This window comes from Actinomadura rubrisoli (genome assembly GCF_004349215.1).
GTDB lineage: Bacteria > Actinomycetota > Actinomycetes > Streptosporangiales > Streptosporangiaceae > Spirillospora > Spirillospora rubrisoli.
Map to the genome: position 1 here is coordinate 1 of NZ_SMKU01000515.1, position 4,669 is coordinate 4,669.

3 protein-coding genes are annotated in these 4,669 nt (G+C 71.8%); 1 reads left to right on the forward strand and 2 read right to left on the reverse strand.

Translation table 11 applies throughout. The annotated features are described in order from the left end of the window. Positions 1–407: 407 nt before the first annotated feature. Together E1298_RS44285 and E1298_RS44290 are read right to left on the reverse strand one after the other, a co-directional pair. On the reverse strand, positions 408–1,223 hold the full coding sequence (locus E1298_RS44285; protein WP_131903367.1) for a class I SAM-dependent methyltransferase: 816 nt from the start codon (positions 1,221–1,223) through the stop codon (positions 408–410). A 324-nt stretch (positions 1,224–1,547) separates the two neighbouring features. Beyond that, positions 1,548–3,515: an acyl-CoA dehydrogenase family protein gene (locus tag E1298_RS44290; protein ID WP_131903368.1), complete on the reverse strand. Its 1,968-nt coding sequence runs from the start codon at positions 3,513–3,515 to the stop codon at positions 1,548–1,550. Positions 3,516–3,833: 318 nt separating this feature from the next. Here E1298_RS44290 and E1298_RS44295 point away from each other — a divergent pair, with 318 nt between their 5' ends. Continuing rightward, a complete protein-coding gene (locus E1298_RS44295; protein ID WP_243726221.1) occupies positions 3,834–4,556 on the forward strand; it encodes an IclR family transcriptional regulator in 723 nt (240 codons plus the stop codon). Positions 4,557–4,669 lie beyond the last annotated feature (113 nt).

Here is a 4,669-nt window from a genome sequence, read left to right on the forward strand (position 1 = left end):
CGCCACTGGACCCAGACCGGGCGGGCGCCCGCCTTGGCGCCGCCCCGCCCGGTCTGGGTCCAGTGGCGAGGGCCTCCCCTCCCGGGCCCCCGCCACCGGACCGTCGGACCACACGGGAACTTCAGTGGCTGGCCTTCGCTGTCATGGTCCGCGGAAGCAGCCGGTGCTTCTCCGCCAGGAGGAGCGGACCATGACCTCTCCGGCCACTGGCAAGTCTTCCTGGCGGAGGGCTGGGCCGCATCGGGAGACATCCCGATTCCTCATACCTAGAAGGCCCGATGGGGGGAAGGTCGGTGCCCGTAGGTCCCGCGTACAACCGCGTACGACAGAGAAGGGACGGGCCACCGTGTGGTGGACCGTCCCTCCTGAGACTGCTCGGGCGCCCAAGGCCAGGGCGGGCCCGGGCGTCAGCGCGGGACGCGCGCGACGCAGATGACCGTCTGGCCGAACGGCGGCCGGACGAGCCGCTCGATGGCGCGCGTGAGCGGCACGACCGTCCGGTCGTAGATCTTGACGAGCTTGGGGTCGGGGTAGCCCGCGCCACCGCGGCGGACCGCGAACCACCAGGCGATGCCGCCCAGGAAGTTGATCGGCTTGAGCACCTCGGGGACCAGCCCGGCCGCGCGGACCGACGCCTCCAGCGTCGCCGGGGTGTAGCGGGTCACGTGCCCGACCTTGCGGTCGAACTCCCCGTACAGCTGCATGTAGCCGGGGACCCAGATGACGATCCGGCCGCCCGGCAGGGTGACCGCGGCCAGGTCGCGCAGCGCCTGGACGTCGTCCTTGATGTGCTCCAGGACGTTCATCATCACGACGGTGTCGACCTTCTGCCGGATCTCGACCGCGGCCGGCAGCTCCAGGTCGATCACCTCGACGTCGTCGTTGCCGTCGTACCGCTTGCGCAGCTCGCCCACGCAGTACGGGTCGTTGTCGCTGACGACGAGGTAGTCGAGCCGTCCCGCGAACTGCTCGGAGAAGTGCCCGAGCCCGGACCCGATCTCCAGCAGCGAGCGGCCCACGTGCGGGGCGACGGTCTCGTACTCGTACTTGCGGTAGTTGCGGGCCTCGTCGCCGCCGAGGTGGTTCTCCAGTGCCCCCTCACCCGCCGCGGGCTGGACGACGTCGCCTTCGGCCGTGGCGGCGGCCGGGGCGGTCTTCGGCTTGCTGCCGAGGAGGTTGAGGAGGGTGCCTGCGATGGACTTCTTCTGAGCTGGTGGCTGCATACTTCCCGCTCGCTGGGTGCGTTGGCGTTCGGCTGTCGTTTCGCCGGATCGAAGGACCGGATCCCCCGGGACGGTCTTGATCTCGGGCGCAAAGTCGGGACAGTCTACCCATCCGTACGACCCGCCGACGCCGGGCGTTCACCTTGCCCGCGCCCGGCGGCCGGCGAACTCCGCGCCGCCGCGCGCGTGCTCCTGGCCGCCGCGCGCGCGTGTAAGGGGCGATGCCAGGCGAGGTCACCGTAGCGCACCGCGCGCCGATGGTCACGGACGGTTCCGCATTTCGTGCCGGGACGGCGCCCCGGCCACGGATCCGTCGCCGGACCGTCAGCCGATGGTGCGGTGGACGGACTCCTTCCCGCTCGGCCCGGGTTCGGTGGAGGCGATCCACGGGCCGGGGATGGACGGGTCCAGGACGCCCTCCTCCACCCAGGCGAAGTCGCCCGCGAGGACGGCCCGGGCCAGCTTCACGTCCATCGCGTCGGTGTTGCGCCACAGCCCGTCGAAGAGCTCCTCGACGCGGACGCGGGCCTGCCGGCAGAACGCGTCGGCCAGGAGCACGGCGGACGCGCCGGGCGCCGTGGCCGGACCCGTGCCGCCGGAGCCGGAGCCCGCGATCGGGCCCTCCGGCGCGGTGTCGGCCTGGGCGCGGACGCACACGGCGCTCATCGCGTACAGCTCGGCGCCGATGTCGACCATGCGGCCGAGGAAGCCCTGCCGGTACTCCAGGTCGCCCTGCCAGCGGCCCGCCGCGTAGAAGATGGACCGGGCCAGCTTGCGCGAGGCCCGCTCGACGTAGCGCAGGTGCCGCGCCAGCGGGCCGAACTCGCCGTAGGCGCCGGGGCGCTGCCCCGCGCCGGTGACGAGCGTGGGCAGCCAGCGCGCGTAGAAGCCGCCCGCCCGCGCCGCCGCGCGCGCCTTCTGCCCGGTGGTCGTCTCCGGATCGATGATGTCACCGGCCACCGACAGATGCGCGTCCACCGCCTCCCGGGCGATGAGCAGATGCATGATCTCGGTGGAGCCCTCGAAGATCCGGTTGATGCGCAGGTCGCGGAGCAGCTGCTCGGCGGGCACGCCGCGCTCGCCCCGGGCGGCGAGCGACTCGGCGGTCTCGTAGCCGCGGCCGCCGCGCAGCTGCACCAGCTCGTCGGCGACGCGGCAGGCCATCTCCGACGACCACAGCTTGGCGAGCGCCGCCTCGATCCTGATGTCGCCCCGCTCGTCGTCGGCGAGCTGGCCGGACAGGTCGAGCACGGCCTCCAGCGCGTACGCGGTGGCGGCGATGAACGCGACCTTCCTGGACACCGCCTCGTGCTCGCCGACGGGACGGCCCCACTGGACCCGCTCTTTGGTCCACTCGCGGGCGATCTTGGCGGACCACTTGGCGCTCGCGGCGCAGATCGCGGGCAGCGACAGCCGCCCGGTGTTGAGCGTGGTGAGCGCGATCTTCAGGCCCGCGCCCTCCTGCCCGATCAGGTTGGCGGCCGGGACGCGGACGTCGTGGAAGCGCGTCACGCCGTTCTCGATGCCGCGCAGCCCCATGAAGGCGTTGCGGTTCTCGACGGTGATGCCGGGCGTGGACATGTCCACGACGAACGCGGAGATGCCGCCGCGGTGCCCGTCCGACTTCGGGACCCGCGCCATGACGACGACGAGGTCGGCGACCACGCCGTTCGTCGTCCACAGCTTGACGCCGTTGAGGACGTAGGAGTCGCCGTCCGGGACGGCGGTGGCGCGGAGCCTGGCCGGGTCCGAGCCGACGTCGGGCTCGGTGAGCAGGAACGCGCTGATCTCGTTGGCGCACCGCGGCAGCCAGTAGTCCTTCTGGGCGTCGGTGCCGAACATCTTGATCGGCTGCGGGACGCCGATGGACTGGTGGGCCGACAGCAGCGCGCCGAGGGCCGGGCTGACCGAGCCGATGATCATCAGGGCGCGGCCGTAGTAGAGCTGGCCGAGCCCGAGACCGCCGTACCGCTCCGGGATCTTCATGCCGAGCGCGCCCATGGCCCGCAGGCCCTTGACCACGTCGTCCGGAATGCGCGACTCCCGCTCGATCACGGCCGGATCGATCTTGGTGGTGCAGAATTCGGCGAGCCGGGCGAGGAATTCCTCGCCCTTGCGGCGTGCCTCGTCCCCGGGACGCGGATGCGGGTGGATGAGATCGAGGCGGAAATCGCCCAGGAAGAGTTGTTTGCCGAAGCTGGGCAGCCGCCATTCGGTCTCGCGCGCCTCCTCGGCGACCCTCCGGGCGGTCCGCTCGTCGACGGGACTCGGGCTGCGACTCGGCTGGCTCATGCCGGCTCCTTCGAAGCGACTTCCCTGTGCCCCGAAGTTACTCCCCGGTTGTACCTATGAGTAGTCCCCTGCCGGTGCTGGCGTGTCGCACGCGTTCGGCGCGGTCCTAGGGAAGAAAGTTGTCGCCATCAAGAAAGATATCCATAAAGGACCGTTCCAGTCGCCGGGCATTCGGGTGAGAATTCCAGAAAACACCCCGAACGGACACGGGAAGTGATCCAATGGTTTCGAATGTGACCCGTTGCCTTGACCCTGCCGGGCCGGAGGGGTTCGCCGTGCGTGATGGATGAGCCACGCAGACCAACACTGATCGCCTCGGTGCAGCGCGCTCTGCGTCTCATGGAGGCGGTGGCGTCGCACCCGAGCGGGGCGCCCGCCAAGCAGCTCGCCCGCGAGGCCGGGCTTCCGCTCGCCACCGCCTACCACCTGCTGCGCACCCTCGCCTTCGAGGGCTACGCCGTGCGGCTGTCGGACGGCGTGTGGGTGCTCGGCGACCGCGTCCAGCACCTGTACGGCCAGAGCAGGATGCAGCAGGTGTTCGCCTGCGTCCGCCCGACCCTCACCGCGCTGCGGGACGAGCTGGGCGCCGCCGCCTATTTCGGCCTGCTCGTGGACGACGAGATCCGCCTCATCGACGTCGCCGACGGCCCGCGTACCCCGCGCGTCGACTTCTGGGTCGGCTTCGGCGACGCCGCGCACGCCACCGCGATCGGCAAGTGCGTGCTGAGCCAGCTCGACGAGGACCGCCGCCGCGACTACCTGTCACGGCACCCGCTGGTCGACCTCACCCCGCACACCATCACCGAGCCCCGGCGGCTGCTCAGGACGCTCAGCACGCCCATCGGCCTGTCGATCGACCGCGAGGAGTACGCCCTGGGCACCGGCTGCGCCGCCGTCCCGGTGACCGACGCGAGCGGCGGCGTCGTCGGCGCGCTCGCGATCTCCTGTCCCCCGGAGCGCCTCGCGCAGATCGACGCGTTCGCCCACCGCCTGCAGGCCGCCGCCGCCCGCATTCAGCGCTCCCTCGCCCTCACCCCCTGACCGATCACCCGAGCCGCAGCTGCCGGGCCGGACGACCAGGCGGCCCGGCCAACCGGGCGAGGCCAGACGGGCCGGGATCAGGCAACCGGGCGGCCAAGCCGAGGGGACCAGGC

What these genes read in the sequence shown, in the direction of transcription:
- E1298_RS44285 (WP_131903367.1), bottom strand. Translation starts at nt 1,223, where the DNA reads ATGCAGCCACCAGCTCAGAAGAAGTCCATCGCAGGCACCCTCCTCAAC.
- E1298_RS44290 (WP_131903368.1), bottom strand. Translation starts at nt 3,515, where the DNA reads ATGAGCCAGCCGAGTCGCAGCCCGAGTCCCGTCGACGAGCGGACCGCC.